The following is a 15,098-nucleotide window of genomic DNA, read 5'->3' as shown; positions in this document are numbered from 1 at the left end:
CGGGGTGCCGCCTTATCTTCCGAGCCAGCAAAGACGTGATCCAGATTTCTCTCCTCCCTCCCGGTGCCAAGGCCGATTCCCTGGCCTATCAGCTGGCCTATGCCGCCCAGGCAGTGGCCGCCGTGCGCGCCGGCCACGCCTTGCCGCAGGCACTGGCGCAGATCTTCTCCCGCAGCGACGCCCCGCCGCCGGCACGCGGTGCCATCCAGGACCTGAGCTATCGCGCCATGCGCAGCCTGGGGCTGAGCGACAGCCTGCTGGGCCTGCTGGCCAACAAGCCGCCGCAACCGGAGGTCCTGCACGGCCTGCTGGTGACGGCCCTGGCACTGCTGGTCAATGAAGAAGACGCGGGCTACGACAGCTTCACCGTGGTGGACCAGGCCGTCGAGGCCGCCGCCATCAGCCAGGAGATGAGTTTCGCCAAGGGCGTGGTCAATGCCATCCTGCGCCGCTTCCTGCGCGAACGCGCGACGCTCATGCCGCAGGCCACCAAGACCCCGCCTGGCACCTGGAATTATCCGACCTGGTGGATCGACCGCCTCAAGGGCGCCTATCCCGAGCAGTGGCAAGCCATCCTGCACGCCGGCAACCAGCCACCGCCGCTGACCCTGCGCGTGAACCGCCGCCGCGCCAGCGTGGAACAATACCTGTCCACCCTGCAGCAGGCCGGCATCGGCGCACGCGCCGTCGGCCCCTATGCCGTGCGGCTAGACAAGCCGGTGCCGGTGCAACAGATCCCCGGCTTTGCCGAGGGCGTGGTCTCGGTGCAGGATGCGGCGGCCCAGCTGGCCGCGCCGCTGCTGGAGGTGGCTGATGGCATGCGCGTGCTCGATGCCTGCGCCGCGCCGGGCGGCAAGACCGGCCACCTGCTGGAACTGGCCGACATCGAACTGCAGGCGCTGGACCACGATCCGCGCCGCCTGCAGCGCATCGCCGAAAACCTGGACCGTCTGCAGCTCAAGGCGCAACTGATCACCGGCGACGCCCGCGAAGACGGCTGGTGGGATGGCCAGGGCTTCGACCGCATCCTGGCTGACGTGCCCTGTACCGCCTCCGGCATCGTGCGCCGCCACCCGGATATCCGCTGGCTGCGCCGCAAGACCGACACCGCGCAGCTTGCAACACTTTCCGCGCAAATTTTGGACAAGCTTTGGCAGATGCTGCGACCGGATGGTAAATTGCTGCTCGTAACCTGCTCGCTGTGGCCCCAGGAATCGGAGCAGCAAGCGATCGCCTTCGCGCAGAAAAACCATGCCATCCGGCTGCCCGCTCCAGGTCAACTGCTGCCGACCGCCGGTGCCGATGCCGATCACGATGGCCTGTTCTATGCGCTGTTCCAAAAACCTGGTGCATGAATTTGACGCAATCGGCCCCCTTCCCCACTCCCACGTCCGCACGCCCGCGCGATGCCGGCTTCCCGCGGCTGCTGCGCGCGGTGCTGCAATGGCTGCTGGCGCTGCTGCTGGCCTGTTCCGCTCTGGCCGTCCAGGCTGCTGAAATCACCGTCAACCAGGCCGCCATCGAAGCCAGCGACGAAGGCTACCGGCTTTCGGTGTCCTATGACTTCGAATTGAATCGCGGCCTGGAAGATGCGCTCTCGCGCGGCGTGCCCCTGTACTTCACCACCGAGGTACAGCTGACCCGGCGGCGCTGGTACTGGTTCGACGAGACCAGCGTCTCGGCGTCACGCACCCTGCGCCTGTCCTACAACGTGCTGACGCGGCAATATCACACCGCCATCAGCGGCCAGCTGCAGCAGAGCTTCACCAACCTGGATGACGCACTGACCCTGATCCGCCGTCCGCCGCGCTGGATCATCGCCGACAACAATACGCTCAAGGCCGGCGAGACCTATCATGTCGGCCTGCGCATGCGGCTGGACGTGGCGCAGCTGCCCAAGCCCTTCCAGGTCAACGCGCTCAACAACAATGACTGGCGGCTGTCCTCCGACTGGATCGAATTCAATTACAAACCCGAATGAGCCGCACCTTACGCTATCTGCTGGTGGTCGGCGGGGGCGTCATCAGTGTCCTGCTGTTCCTGCTGGCGTCGGCCTCCGAGAATTCCGCCCTCTTCGAGCAGCACTATCCGTGGCTGCTGTTCCTCAACGGCCTGGCGGCCATTTCGCTGCTGGGCCTGGTGCTGCTGCTGCTGGGCCGGCTCTACAAACGCTACCGGCGCGGCAAGTTCGGTTCCAAGCTGCTGGCGCGGCTGGTGCTGATGTTTGCCCTGGTGGGCATCGTGCCGGGGGCGGTGATCTATCTGATGTCGGTGCAGTTCGTGTCGCGCTCCATCGAATCCTGGTTCGACGTGCGCATGGAAGCGGCGCTGGAATCGGGCCTGAACCTGGGCCGCAATGCGCTGGACTCCTCGCTGTCGGACCTGGTCTCGCGCGCGCGCGGCATGGCTCAGGAGCTCTCCGACATGAGCGACTCCGAACAGGTGACCTACCTTTCGCGCCAGCGCGACCAGAACATGGAGATTACCATCGTCAACGCCAATGGCCAGGTGATGAGTACGGTCGGCGGCTCCATCGGCTCGCTCACGCCCATCCTGCCCAGCAGCCAGGCGATGCGCCAGGCGCGGGTCTCGCGTGCCTTCTCGGCGGTGGAAAGCGATGACACCCGCCCCCCCAGCGGCTCCGATACCGACGGCAACCTGCGGCTGCACGTGGTGGTGCTGGTCCCGGCTCCCAGCCGCGGATTGTCGCTGCAGAATGAAACGCGCTACCTGCAGATCCTGCAGCCGGTCCCGGATTACCTGGCCACCAATGCCGAGACGCTGCGCCTGGCCTACAACGAGTACCAGCAACGTTCCGTGTCGCGCTCGGGGCTGCGCAAGATCTATCTGGTGACGCTGACCCTGACCCTGCTGCTGGCCATTTTCGCCGCCATCGCCAGCGCTTTCCTGATCGCCAGCGACCTCGCCAAGCCACTGCTGCTGCTGGCCGAAGGTACCAAGGCGGTGGCCGAAGGCAACCTCTCGCCGCGCCCCATCGTCAGTACCTCGGATGAGCTGGGCACGCTGACCCAATCCTTCAACACCATGACGCGCCAGCTGCTGGAAGCGCGCACCTCGGTCGAAAAGAACCGGGCCGAACTGGAAAACGCCAAGGCCTATCTGGAATCGGTGCTGGCCAACATGTCGGCCGGGGTGATGGTGCTGGACGGGCAATTCAACATCGTCAGCGCCAACGATTCGGTGCGCCGCATCCTGGGCTACGACTTCTCGGCCAACATCGGCACGCCGCTGCAAACCATCGACAGCCAGGCACCGTTTGCCCAAGCCGTCATCCGCGCCTTCTCCGAACAGCTGGCCCAGCACAGCAGCGAAGGGGCCGACGGCCTGCACTGGCAGCGGCAGTTCGAACTGTCGCGCCAGCCTGGCGCGGTGCTGGATGCCGGTGACGAGCAAGGCGGCAAGCCCGACCATGACAAGCTGACCTTGCTGGCGCGTGGCTCGCACCTGCCGGTGGAAAACGGCGTCGGCTACGTGGTGGTGTTCGATGACATCAGCAACGTCATCTCGGCCCAGCGCTCGATTGCGTGGGGTGAGGTGGCGCGCCGCCTGGCGCACGAGATCAAGAATCCGCTGACACCCATCCAGCTCTCCGCCGAACGCCTGCAGCATCGCCTGGCCGACAAGCTCATGCCGGCCGATGCCGCCATCCTGGACAAGGGCACCACCACCATCGTCAACCAGGTCACGGCCATGAAGCGCATGGTCGACGACTTCCGCGACTACGCCAAGACCCCGCCGGCCAAGCCGGTGGCGCTCGATCTGAATGCCCTGATCGAGGAAATCCTCAACCTCTACCTGGCCGGCGATGGCCGCGACGTGATCCACGCGCGCCTGGCCCCGGAAATGAGCAAGGTCATGGGCGACGCCACCCAGATGCGCCAGGTCATCCACAACCTGCTGCAGAATGCCCAAGATGCCGTGACCGATGACGGCCAAAGCGCGCCGCGCATCGACGTGCTGACCGAACAGATCGACATCGCCGGCACCGACGGCCAGCGCCGGCCGGCCGTGCGTTTGTCGATCATGGATAACGGTCCCGGTTTCTCGCCGACCATCCTGGCGCGTGCCTTCGAACCCTACGTCACTTCCAAGGCCAGAGGGACCGGCCTGGGACTGGCGATGGTCAAGAAAATCGTCGAGGAACATGGCGGTCGCATCGATATCCAGAATCGGACCGATGGCCGAGGCGCAAAAATTGTAATTTTGCTGGTAAAGTTAGCACCTATTGATTAAGAGACAGTTTTCTCAGGAAACCGTCCCCAGGGTCAAGATTCGACAGCAAGTCGCCGGGAGGGACCCGGCAGTTCATCAAGGCACGCTCGCTAACGCCGCGTCGAGCGCGCCGGCCCGGAACAAGATCGAAAACTTGGACAATGAACTAGCAGCGAGGAAAGCAGCACATGGCTAACATCCTGGTCGTCGATGACGAAATGGGTATCCGCGAATTGCTCTCAGAAATTCTGGGCGATGAGGGGCATGTCGTGACCACTGCGGAAAACGCGCAGCAGGCACGCGAGCTTCGCCAGGCCGGAGTCCCCGACCTCGTGCTGCTCGATATCTGGATGCCCGACACCGACGGCGTCACGCTCCTGAAGGAATGGCAACGCGATGGCCTGTTGACCATGCCGGTCATCATGATGTCCGGCCACGCCACCATCGACACTGCCGTCGAGGCCACTCGCATCGGCGCACTGAACTTCCTGGAAAAGCCGATCGCACTGCAAAAGCTGCTCAAGGCCGTGCAGCAAGGGCTGTCACACAGCCGCGAAGCGGTGCGTCCGGCCAGCTATCGCCCGGCCCCGGTGGCCGCCGTGGCCAATGGTGCAGCCGACGGCCTGCACCCCCCCGAACACGTCGCCCCGGTGGCCGCCTACGCCCCGGCCATGGGCAGCGAACCGCTGCATCACGGCACGCCAGCCGCCACACCCTTCGGACAGGTGGCCGACAATGCCGCCAACATCTCCTTCGACCTGCCGCTGCGCGAAGCCCGCGATGCCTTCGAGCGCGCCTATTTCGAATACCATCTGGTGCGCGAAAACGGCAGCATGACGCGCGTGGCCGAACGTACCGGCCTGGAACGTACCCACCTCTACCGCAAGCTCAAGCAGCTCGGGGTAGAACCGGGCAAACTGGCGCGCAAGAATCACTGAGCAGCCACGGCATGAACAACAAGACAACGGGATCGCAGCGCGGTCCCGTTTCTTTTGGTAGTCTGATCACGTTTTGGGGGCAGTCCGCCACAGGGGTGTGGCGGCGTCAGAAATTTCCTGATGTTCTTTTACGTCCGACAGCGGCATGCTGAAGGCGTGATGAGGCTTGCCAGGCCGCAACCCGGCCTGCTGCAGCGCGATGAACTTCCAGGCGAGCTTGTCATCTATCTTCAGCAGGTGACGGTGCATCATGAAGAAACATGCAAGATTTCGTGCATGCGGAAAGGCAACACGGCAGGCATCAAAGTTTTTCGGACAAACTGCCGTCAACAGACTCAGGAGCGCAAGCGACGCGGCGTTCCGCGAGGGAGCTGTATCGAAGTAGCAGAAATGCACACGAGGCGCGGCCCAGGTGAAGGGTCTTGAAATTTACGGTGAAGGCGCCACTTCCTTTTCGAAGCAGTATTCCAGCATAAGGAGTCACTATGAACCTGATCTACAACAGTGAGCAGTACAGCGTCGTCGAATTCGGTGCCGATTCCGACCACGAAGCCTTGCGCTTCGGCGGCTACGAGATCATGGACAAGTCCGGCCAGCGTGAAATCTACATCGATGGCCCGGCGGCCGAACTGTTCCGCAAGGATGTCCAGGAACTGATCGCGTCCGAACCCACCATGGACGATATCGACAACTTCCTGAGCCGTTACGACGTGATGATGCGTCATCCCATGACCTTGCACTGATCGGGTCAAGCACTCCCGCTTTACAGGCAATGACGCCGCGCCCCCCGCGCGGCGTTTTCTTTTGGTCAGCTTGCCATCAGCGGCGCGCACGCGGTGTCCATTAAAATGGCGTTTTGCCGCCTTGACCACCTTGTCGTGAATTCATCCCCCATCAGCAGCGCCCAGACCGGCGTGCATGAGCAACTGGCCACCCTGGTGGCGCGCCACGCCGATCCCGCCCATCCGTTCCGCAAACCCGTCACCGATTACAACCAGCGCGCCTTCGATGCCAGCATGGCGGCCTGGCGCGCCGCGGGCGAGCCGCCGCTGATCCTCGACACCGGCTGTGGCGTGGGCTTGTCGACGCTGCACCTGGCGGCGAAATACCCGGATCATTTCGTCATCGGCATTGACCAGTCAGCCGACCGCCTGGCTCGCAACACGCATTGGGATGGTCCGGAACCGGCGAATCTCTGCTTCGTGCGCGCCGACCTTGTCGATTACTGGCGGCTGGCGCATGAGGCTCGGCTGCGTCCGGCGCGACACTACCTGCTCTACCCCAATCCCTGGCCCAAGATCGGCCACCTGGCCCGGCGCTGGCAGGGCCATCCGGTGTTTCCCTTCATCGTGGCGCTGGGTGGGCAGCTGGAATGCCGCAGCAATTGGCAGATTTATGTCGAAGAATTCACTTCGGCCCTGAACCAGCTATCTGGCGGCACTTTCCGTACCGAAGCCTGGCAATCCGATCAGCCCATCACGCCCTTCGAGCGCAAATATCTCGCCTCAGGCCACACGCTGTGGCGCGTCCTGGCCGATCTGGATGCGCAGGCACTGATTGGCCGCCGCGCATGACGCTCTCCGTCATCGCCCTGGTCCTGGCCGCTGCGCTGCTGCACGCTTCCTGGAACGCCCTGCTCAAGAGCAGCCACGACCGCCTGGCGTCACTCTCGCTCATGACCCTGGGCGCGGGGCTGGGCGCGATCCCGCTGGTGCTGTGGCGACCGTGGCCGCAAGCGGAGAGCTGGTTCTACATCCTGCTCTCGGGCCTGCTGCACACCGGCTACAACCTGTTCCTGATCCGCGCCTACCGCATTGGCGACTTCGGCCAGTCCTATCCGATTGCGCGCGGCTCCTCACCCTTGCTGGTGGCGCTGGGGGCGGCGGTCTTTGCAGGCGAGCAGTTGGGCATCTATACGGTGATCGGCATCGCCCTGGTCTCGCTGGGCATCGTCAGCCTGGCCAACCTGCGCGCCATGCGCCGGCGCGAGCACCTGTCCGGCCCGTTGGCAGCCCTGGCGACCGGAGCCTTCATCGCGGCCTATACCATCACCGACGGCATCGGCGCGCGGCTGGCGGGCGACGCCATCGCCTATGCGGGCTGGCTGTTCGTCGCCGACAGCATCCCGCTGGCCCTGCTCTACCAGTACAAGCATGGACGCTCGCCGGTGGTGCTCTCGCACAAGGACACCTGGATCGGATTGGCGGGCGGCGTGATGTCGCTGCTGGCCTATGGCATCGTGATCTGGGCCGTGACGCTCGCCCCCATGGGCATGGTCTCGGCGCTGCGTGAGACCTCCGTGCTGTTTGCGCTCCTGATCGGCACGCTGTTCCTGGGCGAGAAGCTGACGCTGCGGCGGGTGCTGTCCTGTGCGGTCATTGCGGCAGGAGCCATCGTGCTTGGGGCGCATCACTGAGCCTGCAACGAAAAACGCCGGGATTGCTCCCGGCGTTCTCGTTTGCGGCGTACTGCGTGATGGCTTACAGCACCTTGCGCAGGAAATCGCGCGTGCGCTCATGGACCGGTTCACCCAGCACCTGCTGCGGCGGCCCTTCTTCCATGATGACGCCCTGGTCGATGAAGAAGACCCGGTCCGCCACTTCACGCGCAAAACCCATCTCGTGCGTGACCACCACCATGGTCATGCCTTCTTCGGCCAGCTGCTTCATGACGGTCAGCACTTCGCCCACCAGTTCCGGATCCAGCGCGGAAGTGGGTTCATCGAACAGCATCACCTTCGGTTCCATGGCCAGTGCACGGGCAATCGCCACGCGCTGCTGCTGGCCGCCGGAAAGCTGGTTGGGGAAGGCATCGATCTTGTCCAGCAGACCGACCTTCTGCAGCAGCTTCTCGGCCACCAGGACCGCGTCGCGGCGTGACAGCTTCCGGACCTGCATGGGCGCCATGATCAGGTTTTCCAGCACCGTCATGTGCGGGAACAGGTTGAAGCGCTGGAATACCATGCCCAACTCCGCGCGCAAGGCATTGAGGTTGACCTTGGGGTCATTGAGCTTGACGCCTTCGATGAAGATGTCGCCATCGCTGACTTCTTCCAGCCCGTTGAGGCAGCGCAGGAAGGTGCTCTTGCCCGAGCCCGAGGGCCCGATCACGCACACCACTTCACGCGCGTGGATCTCGCAATCGATGCCGCGCAGGATGTGCGCCTGGCCGAATCGCTTCTGCAGTTGATTGACCTTGATCATCGTGCTCATCGTGCATCTCCCTTGCCGTAACGTGCTTCCAGATGGCGTACCAGCGCCGCCAGCGCCAGCGTGATGACCCAGTAAATCACCGAGATGGTCAGGTACGGCTCCCAATAGCGCGCATAGGCACCGGAGACGGTACGCGCCGCATAGGCCAGTTCAGCCAGGCCGATGGCCGAAGCCAGCGAGGAATCCTTGACGATGGCAATCGCATTGTTGCCCAGCGGCGGCAGCATGCGGCGGAAGGCCTGCGGCAGCACCACGCGGCGCAGCGTGCCCAGGTAGCTCATGCCCAGCGAGCGCGAAGCTTCGCTCTGGCCACGGTCGATGGACTGGATGCCGGCGCGGAAAATTTCCGACACATATGCACCCGAGTTGAGCGTGATGGCCAGCACCGCCGAAGCGAAGGCCCCGTAGTGCGAGCGGATCTCGCGCGCCAGGTCACCCGAGAGGATCAGGCCGCCGCTGGGGTTGATCAGCATCGGCATGAGCGCAAAGTGGATCAGCAGGATCTGCACGAACAAGGGTGTGCCGCGCAGGAAGCTGACATAGAAGCGAATCGGCCACTGCACGCAGTAGCACAGGAAATATTTCCAGAAACCATGGCGTGCCTCGGCCAGGCGGCCCACGCCCAGCACCAGGCCCCAGCAGGTGCCGGCGATCACGCAGATGATCGCGGCCTTCAAGGTCATCCAGGTGCCTTCGACGAACAGCGGCGCGTATTCGCCGATGATTTCCCATTGGAAGAAGGAATGCATGATGAATCCGTTCAAACGGAGAGGTTAAGAAAAGCAGGGAACGCGGAAAACGCGGAACAAGCAGGACAGGCAGCGCCCCGCACCCCGGCGGAGCGGCGCTCAGGCAGGCGCCCGGCCACCAGGGGCCGGGGCCGGAAGGATTACTTCAGCGGCAGGGTCGGCACTTCGCCGTCGAACCAGGTCTTGTAGATCTTGGCGTAGGTGCCATCGGCGACGATCTGCTTCAGGCCGGCGTTGATCTTGTCCAGCAGTTCCTTGTTGCCCTTCTTGACGGCGATGCCGAAGTACTGGCGCACGAACTTGGTGTCACCGACGACCTTGAATTTCTTCTCGGGATGGCTCTTGATGTAGAACTTGATCACGCCCACATCGCCCACGGCCGCATCAACGCCGCCGCGATACAGTTCTTCCAGCATCAGCACGGTGTTGTCGAAGCGGTGGATGGCGGTGCTGGCCTTGCCCAGCTCTTCGGAGACCACGATGTCACCGGCGGTGGAGTTGACCACGGCCACTTGCGTCTTCTTCAGGTCGGCCAGCGAGGCGATCTTGGCATCGGCGTTGGTGATGATGACTTGTTCGGCCGGGAAGTAGGGCAGCGAGAAGTCGACCATCTGGGCGCGCTTGTCGGTGATGGTGATGCCGGAGATGATGATGTCGCGGTCGCCTTGGCCGAGGGTGGCGAAGATGCCTTCCCAGGGCGTGCTCACCAGCTGGATCTTGAAGTTGGAGGCTTGCGAGATGGCCTTGATCAGGTCGATGTCGAAGCCGACCAGTTCCTTCTTCGGGGTTTCGAATTCGAAGGGGCGGTAGGTACCGCCGGCGCCGACCACGTAGGTCTGGTCAGCTGCGAAGGTGCTGGCGGCAGCACAGGACAGGGCCAGCGCGCTGGCGGCGCCGATGAACAATTTCTTGAAGGACATGATGACTTCTTTCTGACGGAGGAGTAATCCGGGAGAGCAAGATGCGTGCGCACCCCGCTGTCGCCCCCGGCGTGCGAGTGCTTCCCGGCACGCGGGAATACAAGGTGAATAACCTGCTTCCGCGCGCTGGACGCTACAAAACCCTGAATGATCGGGCATTGCCCGCAATCCTTCAACCTCCAATTGCATGCAATGAGAGGCGTCGGCCAAACTCAGCGAATCAGTGTGGATTTCCCGAACAAACTTTCGACCAGGTCCACCACCACCTCCGCCGTCTGGTTGCGCACGTCGCAGGCCGGATTGAGTTCCATCACATCCAGTGAAGCGAGGCGGCCGGTATCGGCAATCATCTCCATGCACAGCTGGGCTTCGCGATAGGTCGGGCCGCCCAGCACCGCCGTGCCCACACCTGGTGCCAGCGCGGCATCGAGGAAATCCACATCGAAACTCACGTGCAGATGGGTCTCCGGGCCCATGCCCGCCAGCGCCTCCTGCATGGTGGCGCGCATGCCGTATTCATCGATGTGGCGCATGTCGAAGACACGCACGCCCAGCTCGCGCAGGTGGCGCTTTTCTTCACGGTCCACGCTGCGGATGCCGATCTGGCAGATCTGCTGCGGCTGCATGGCCGGCGTCTGGCCCCCCAGCCGCACCAGCGCTTCGGGCCCCACGCCCAGCAGACAGGCCACCGGCATGCCGTGGATATTGCCGGTTGGCGTCGATTGGCTGGTGTTGGCATCGGCATGGGCATCCAGCCACAGCACGCGCAAGTCCTTGCCGTGGGTGCGGCAGTGACGCGCCACGGCGGCAATCGACCCGACCGCCAGCGCGTGGTCGCCGCCCATGAGCAGCGGGACTTCACCCTCGGCCAGGCTGCCCGATACGGCATCGAAGACGGCCTGGTTCCACTGCACCACCTGTTCCAGATGGCGCAAGCCCTGTACCGGTGGCTGCTGCGGATTGGCCGGACCGCCCAGGTCACCGCCGTCGATCACTTCCAGTCCATGCTGCTGCAGGCTGCGCTGCAGCTCGGCCACGCGCAGGGCGGCCGGTCCCATGGAGGCACCACGGCGGCTGGCGCCCACGTCGGTGGGGGCGCCCATCATCCTGATCTTGTTCATGCGTTTGCCTGCTCCTTGTAGGGAAGAACGGGGATGGCCAGGCCATACAAGTCCTTGGGGTTGTCCAGTACGGGGACCAGATCGATCTGCTGCGCGTGATGCGCATCGATATGGTCATCCAGGTAGCGCAGCGCCGAGAAATCCTCCAGCGCGAAACCGACCGAATCGAAGACCGTCACCTCATGGGCATCGCGGCGGCCTGCTGCCTTGCCGGCCAGCACTTCCCACAGTTCGGTCACCGCAAAGTCCGGCGGCATCTGCTGCACTTCCCCTTCGATACGCGATTGCGGTGCGAATTCCACCACCACGCGCGCTTTCTCCAGCACGCCGCGATGCAGTTCGGTCTTGCCGGGGCAATCGCCGCCGACGGCATTGAGGTGCATGCCCGCTTCGATCATGTCCGGATGCACGATCACTGCACGGCGCTTGTCGGCCGTAACGGTCGTGACAATGTCAGCCCCCGCCACCGCCTCGGCCGTGCTGCGCGCACGGATCAGCCGCAATGCAGGCCGATCGCGCAGATTACGCATCAGCTTGTCCGTGGCGGCCGGGTCGACATCGAAGAGCCGCATTTCCGTGATGCCCAGCCGGGTATGGAAAGCGATGGCCTGGAACTCCGCCTGCGCACCATTGCCGATGAGCGCCATGCTGCGGCTGTCCGGGCGCGCCAGATGATGTGCTGCAAGTACCGAGGTCGCCGCCGTGCGCAAGGCCGTGGTCAGCGTCAGTTCCGACAGCAGGCGCGGATAGCCGCTGGCCACCTCGGCCAGCACGCCAAAGGCGGTAACCGTCAACAAACCCTGCGCCGTATTGGCGGGATGGCCGTTGACGTACTTGAAGGCATACCAGCGTCCATCCGAAATGGGCATCAGCTCGATCACCCCGCGCGCCGAGTGGCTGGCCACGCGCGCGCTCTTGTCGAATTGCGGCCAGCGCAGGAAGTCCTCGCGCAGATATTGCACCATGCCGCCGATCACCTCCGGCAAGGGATGCGTGGCCAGATGGGCTTGCAGGTCCGACGTTCCGATGTACTTGACCATGATGCATCAGCCTCTTGTGCAAAGGCTGCCTCGGCAGTGGCGATGGATGAAATCTTATCCACAACGAAGCGAAACAGGCTTTCGTTTTTCGTCATGATTTGCCATGATGACGAAATATTATTTCGTGGCGATGAATCTCATGGACAAGATCGACATCAAGATCCTGGAACTGCTGCAAGCCGACGGCCAGATCAGCAACGTCGACCTGGCCGAGCGCATCCACCTCTCGCCGCCGCAGTGCATGCGGCGCGTGCGTGCGCTGGAGGAGCAAGGCGTGATCCGCCGCTATGCCGCCCTGGTGGCACCGGCCGAGGTCGGGCTCAATGTCTCGGCCTTCGTCTCGCTGTCGCTGGACCGGGCGCAATTCAAGCAGGTGCGCGCAGTGGAGAAGGTGATCAAGGCCTTTCCTGAAATCGTCGAGTGCTACACCATCTCGGGCGACTTCGATTACCTGCTCAAGGTAGTCTCGCAGGATCTCAAGAGCCTGTCGCACTTCCTCACCGACCGCCTGATGCAGGTCCCCGGCGTGGCCGGGCTGCGCTCCATGATCTGCTTGGAAGAGGTCAAGCCGACCTCGCCACTGCCCATCACCCTGCCCCCGCGATAGGTCCGGGCACTCCACAAAAAAACAGGGCCGCCCCAAAGGACGGCCCTGTTTCTGCATCACGCGGCGTGTGCTATGCCGCTCAGATCTCCACCTTGGTGCCCAGCTCCACCACCCGGTTGGCCGGGATGTGGAAGAAGTCCGACGGCTTGGCACCGTTCTGGTACATCCAGGCGAACAGGCGCTCGCGCCACAGCGACATGCCCAGCAGCTTGCTCGGCACCACCGTGTCGCGCGCCAGGAAGAAGGAGGTATCCATCAGGTCGAAGTGATGGCCGAACTGCTGCTCGGTCAGCGTCATGACCTTCTGCACTTCCGGTGCTTCCTTGAAGCCGAAGGCGGCGCGCAGCAGGTAGACGTCGCCGCCCAGGTCCTTCATGGTCAGGCGCTCGCTGTCGGCCACGTAAGGCACGTCCCAGATGCTGATCTTCAGGAAGAACACGCGCTCATGCAGGATGCGGTTGTGCTTCAGGTTGTGCAGCAGCGCGACCGGGACGGTAGCGATGTTGCCGGTCATGAAGACGGCGGTCCCGCCCACGCGATGCGGCGGATGCGCCAGCAGGCCTTCGATGAAGGGCTCGATGGGAATGCCGTCGTCCTTGATGCGCATGCGCAGCAGCATGCGGCCCGAGTACCAGGTCATCAACAGGAAGAAGGCCGCGCCGCCGATGACCAGCGGGAACCAGCCACCCTCGGTAAGTTTGAGCAGGTTGGCCGCGAAGAAGGCCACGTCGACCACCATGAAGCAGCCGATGGCCACCACCACGGCCGGCATGCGCCACTTCCAGATGTGGCGCATCACCACGCCCAGCAACATGGTAGTGATCACCATGGTGGTGGTCACGGCCACACCATAGGCGGCGGCCAGGTTGTCGGATTTCTTGAAGGCCAGCACCACAGCGACCACCAGCACCAGCAGCATCCAGTTGATCAGGGGAATGTAGATCTGGCCCTGTTCATCCTCGGAGGTATGCAGGATGCGCATGCGCGGCACGAAGCCCAGCAGGATGGCCTGGCTGGTCAGCGAGAAGGCCCCCGAGATCACCGCCTGCGACGCAATCACGGTGGCGCAGGTGGCCAGCACCACCATGGGCAGCACCAGCGGATCGGGGATCATCAGGTAGAAGGGATTCTTGATCGCATCCGGATTGGCGATCAGGTTGGCGCCCTGGCCGAAGTAATTGATCAGCAGCGACGGCATGACCGTAAACAGCCACGCGTAGCGGATCGGCTTGATGCCGAAGTGGCCCATGTCGGCATACAGCGCCTCGGCCCCGGTCAGCACCAGCACCACCGAGCCCAGCACGATGAAGGCCTGCAGCGAGTGCTCGGCCATGAAGTGCACGGCGTAATACGGGTTGATCGCCACCAGCACCTCGGGGGCCTTGACGATGTTGTAGAGGCCCAGCAAGGCCAGCGAGAAGAACCACAGGAACATCACCGGCCCGAAGAAGCGGCCCACCACGCTGGTGCCATGCCGCTGGATCAGGAACAGGATCACCACGATCACCAGCGTGAGCGGAATGACCGCATGCGCCGTACTGGGCGCAGCGATCTCCAGCCCTTCCACCGCCGAGAGCACGGAGATGGCCGGCGTGATGACGACGTCGCCATAGAACATGCAGGCACCGAAGACGCCCAGCATCATCAGCAGCTTGGCGCGCGGCGACCCCGAGATGGCTGAGCGCAGCGACAGCGCCATCAGCGCGAGCACGCCGCCTTCGCCGTTGTTGTCGGCGCGCAGCACGAACATCACGTACTTGATGGTGACCACGATGGAGATCGACCAGAACAGCATCGAGATGATGCCCAGCACCGCGCCCGGAGAAAAGGCGATGCCGTGGTCGGGGCTGAAACATTCCTTCAATGCGTACAGCGGACTGGTACCGATATCGCCGAACACCACACCCAGCGCAGCCAGGGTAATCAGGTGGAATTTGGTCGACCGGAGGGAAAGGCCTGAATTGGTATGAGATGAACCCATCTTGCTCCCTTTGCTTCTTCAAATAGAGTGCCGGCGGACAGGTTCTGGGGGCAGACGCCACCCTCGGCGGGGAGGGCTGGCCACTGTCCGGGCAGGACGCGTACTTTAGCGCACTCTACCCGTGGTGCGCTCAAAATGCCGCAGACGTCACCCTGACGTTGCGCGCGCGCCTCTCGCCTGGCTTGCGGAACTTGACAGCCGCGCACGGACGCGGTTCCGGAATTGCACTGCCGCAAAAACCTTCATATCGCCTGGAACCGGCGTGGGACAAGGCTTTGCGGCCCATACAGCGGCCGC

Annotated in this window: 15 protein-coding genes; 8 read left to right on the top strand and 7 right to left on the bottom strand. The window is 63.7% G+C overall.

The genetic code is table 11. The features are described 5' to 3' along the window. The first annotated feature begins 35 nt into the window (after nucleotides 1-35). The 4 genes from rsmB to E2K99_RS00355 all read left to right on the top strand — a co-directional run bounded on the left by rsmB (nucleotide 36) and on the right by E2K99_RS00355 (nucleotide 5,171). A complete protein-coding gene (gene rsmB / locus E2K99_RS00370) occupies nucleotides 36-1,355 on the top strand; it encodes a 16S rRNA (cytosine(967)-C(5))-methyltransferase RsmB (RefSeq protein WP_121037248.1) in 1,320 nt (439 codons plus the stop codon). Next, complete coding sequence (locus E2K99_RS00365; protein ID WP_240733821.1) at nucleotides 1,352-1,981, top strand: DUF4390 domain-containing protein; 630 nt, start codon at nucleotides 1,352-1,354, stop codon at nucleotides 1,979-1,981. Before rsmB ends, E2K99_RS00365 begins: the two co-directional genes overlap by 4 nt. After that, nucleotides 1,978-4,254 (top strand): sensor histidine kinase, encoded by a 2,277-nt coding sequence (locus tag E2K99_RS00360; protein WP_134221006.1) that lies wholly within the window; start codon nucleotides 1,978-1,980, stop codon nucleotides 4,252-4,254. Before E2K99_RS00365 ends, E2K99_RS00360 begins: the two co-directional genes overlap by 4 nt. Nucleotides 4,255-4,421: 167 nt before the next feature. Further along, entirely contained in the window at nucleotides 4,422-5,171 is a 750-nt protein-coding gene (locus E2K99_RS00355) for a response regulator (protein ID WP_134221005.1), read from the top strand. A 66-nt stretch (nucleotides 5,172-5,237) separates the two neighbouring features. Here the strand turns inward: E2K99_RS00355 and E2K99_RS25380 are convergent, their stop codons facing one another. After that, a complete protein-coding gene (locus tag E2K99_RS25380) occupies nucleotides 5,238-5,567 on the bottom strand; it encodes a hypothetical protein (protein ID WP_166675017.1) in 330 nt (109 codons plus the stop codon). Between the two features lie 89 nt (nucleotides 5,568-5,656). Between E2K99_RS25380 and E2K99_RS00345 the strand changes: the two genes are divergently transcribed. The 3 genes from E2K99_RS00345 (at nucleotide 5,657) to E2K99_RS00335 (ending at nucleotide 7,587) form a co-directional block, all read left to right on the top strand. Then, complete coding sequence (locus tag E2K99_RS00345; protein ID WP_034332163.1) at nucleotides 5,657-5,914, top strand: BTH_I0359 family protein; 258 nt, start codon at nucleotides 5,657-5,659, stop codon at nucleotides 5,912-5,914. Between the two features lie 135 nt (nucleotides 5,915-6,049). After that, a complete protein-coding gene (gene trmB, locus E2K99_RS00340; protein WP_134221003.1) occupies nucleotides 6,050-6,745 on the top strand; it encodes a tRNA (guanine(46)-N(7))-methyltransferase TrmB in 696 nt (231 codons plus the stop codon). Continuing rightward, on the top strand, nucleotides 6,742-7,587 hold the full coding sequence (locus E2K99_RS00335) for a DMT family transporter (RefSeq protein WP_121037263.1): 846 nt from the start codon (nucleotides 6,742-6,744) through the stop codon (nucleotides 7,585-7,587). Before trmB ends, E2K99_RS00335 begins: the two co-directional genes overlap by 4 nt. Before the next feature lie 64 nt (nucleotides 7,588-7,651). Here E2K99_RS00335 and E2K99_RS00330 read toward each other — a convergent pair whose 3' ends face one another. From E2K99_RS00330 to E2K99_RS00310, 5 genes are all read right to left on the bottom strand, one after another. Next, nucleotides 7,652-8,374 carry an amino acid ABC transporter ATP-binding protein gene (locus tag E2K99_RS00330; protein ID WP_134223987.1) on the bottom strand — a complete coding sequence of 241 codons (723 nt, stop codon included), beginning with the start codon at nucleotides 8,372-8,374 and terminating at the stop codon, nucleotides 7,652-7,654. 5 nt (nucleotides 8,375-8,379) lie between these two features. Then, complete coding sequence (locus E2K99_RS00325) at nucleotides 8,380-9,132, bottom strand: amino acid ABC transporter permease (protein WP_034332175.1); 753 nt, start codon at nucleotides 9,130-9,132, stop codon at nucleotides 8,380-8,382. Between the two features lie 140 nt (nucleotides 9,133-9,272). Continuing rightward, nucleotides 9,273-10,052 carry a basic amino acid ABC transporter substrate-binding protein gene (locus E2K99_RS00320; RefSeq protein WP_134221002.1) on the bottom strand — a complete coding sequence of 260 codons (780 nt, stop codon included), beginning with the start codon at nucleotides 10,050-10,052 and terminating at the stop codon, nucleotides 9,273-9,275. 212 nt (nucleotides 10,053-10,264) lie between these two features. After that, nucleotides 10,265-11,173 (bottom strand): arginase, encoded by a 909-nt coding sequence (gene rocF / locus E2K99_RS00315; RefSeq protein ID WP_121037269.1) that lies wholly within the window; start codon nucleotides 11,171-11,173, stop codon nucleotides 10,265-10,267. Next, entirely contained in the window at nucleotides 11,170-12,213 is a 1,044-nt protein-coding gene (locus E2K99_RS00310) for an ornithine cyclodeaminase (protein WP_134221001.1), read from the bottom strand. Before E2K99_RS00310 ends, rocF begins: the two co-directional genes overlap by 4 nt. Nucleotides 12,214-12,352: 139 nt before the next feature. Between E2K99_RS00310 and E2K99_RS00305 the strand changes: the two genes are divergently transcribed. After that, a complete protein-coding gene (locus E2K99_RS00305; RefSeq protein ID WP_134223986.1) occupies nucleotides 12,353-12,820 on the top strand; it encodes an Lrp/AsnC family transcriptional regulator in 468 nt (155 codons plus the stop codon). Nucleotides 12,821-12,899: 79 nt separating this feature from the next. Here the strand turns inward: E2K99_RS00305 and E2K99_RS00300 are convergent, their stop codons facing one another. Continuing rightward, on the bottom strand, nucleotides 12,900-14,801 hold the full coding sequence (locus E2K99_RS00300; protein ID WP_134221000.1) for a potassium transporter Kup: 1,902 nt from the start codon (nucleotides 14,799-14,801) through the stop codon (nucleotides 12,900-12,902). Between the last annotated feature and the right edge of the window lie 297 nt (nucleotides 14,802-15,098).

It is taken from the genome of Herbaspirillum huttiense (assembly GCF_004367745.1).
Classification (GTDB): Bacteria; Pseudomonadota; Gammaproteobacteria; order Burkholderiales; family Burkholderiaceae_D; genus Herbaspirillum; species Herbaspirillum huttiense.
The sequence above is the reverse complement of the archived record's forward strand: the minus strand, read 5'-3'. Positions and strand labels throughout refer to the sequence as shown.